Raw genomic sequence first — 1104 nt, forward strand, 5'->3', positions numbered from 1 at the left:
ACCGAAGGTGGCTCCATCGTCTACACCGCCTCCGTTACCGCGCCAGTCACCAATACGCCGGTCACTGTGAAACTCGCCAATGGCGAAACCATCACCATTGCGGTTGGCCAGAGCTCCGGGACTGTAACGACAGCAGTCAGCAACGACGTATACGTCGGTCACGACTCGGTCAGCAACAGCATCAAGGATGTATCTGGCGGCAACTACGAAAGCCTGGTTGCGAACAAAACTGCTGTCACAACAACTGTGACCGACACGATCGACACTTCGACCGTAATTCTGACTGCCACCCCATCAGTGGCCGAAGGCGGCTCCATCGTCTACACCGCTTCCGTCAGCGCTCCGGTCACCAACACTCCGGTCACCGTGAAACTCGCCAACGGCGAGACCATCACCATCGCGATTGGACAGAGCTCCGGCACTGTAACGACGGCGGTCAGCAACGACGTCTACGTTGGCCACGACTCGGTCAGCAACAGCATCACTACCGTTACAGGCGGTAATTACGAAAACCTGGTTGCTAACCAAACTCCAGTGACTACGGCTGTCACCGATACGGTCGATACCTCGACGGTTACTCTAACTGCCACTCCTTCGGTGGCCGAAGGCGGCTCGATCACTTATACCGCTTCTGTCAGTGCTCCAGTTACCAATACCCCGGTTACCGTTAAGCTCGCCAATGGCGAGACCATCACCATCGCAGTCGGCCAGAGCTCCGGCACCGTCAGCACTCCGGTTACCAATGACGTCTACGTCGGTCACGCAGCTGTGAATAACAGCATCGCCACTGTTACGGGCGGTAATTACGAAAACCTGGTTGCTAACCAGACTCCGGTGACTACGGCTGTCACTGACACCGTCGACACCTCGACCGTGACTTTGACCGCGACACCGTCCGTTGCCGAAGGCGGCTCGATTGTCTATACCGCTTCCGTGAGCGCGCCGGTCACTAATGCCCCAGTCACCGTAAAACTCGCTAATGGCGAGACCATCACGATCGCCGTTGGCCAGAGCTCCGGGACTGTAACGACAGCAGTCAGCAATGATGTGTACGTCGGCCATGACTCGGTCAGCAACAGCATCAAGGATGTATCTGGCGGCAAC

Annotated in this window: 1 protein-coding gene; it reads left to right on the plus strand. The window is 57.2% G+C overall.

Annotated elements, in window-relative coordinates:
- Nucleotides 1-1104, plus strand: a 1104-nt coding sequence (locus SJI00_RS22320) for an immunoglobulin-like domain-containing protein (protein ID WP_322463850.1), incomplete at both ends; no start/stop codon positions are given.

It is taken from the genome of Pseudomonas gebzensis, assembly GCF_034427815.1.
Classification (GTDB): Bacteria; Pseudomonadota; Gammaproteobacteria; order Pseudomonadales; family Pseudomonadaceae; genus Aquipseudomonas.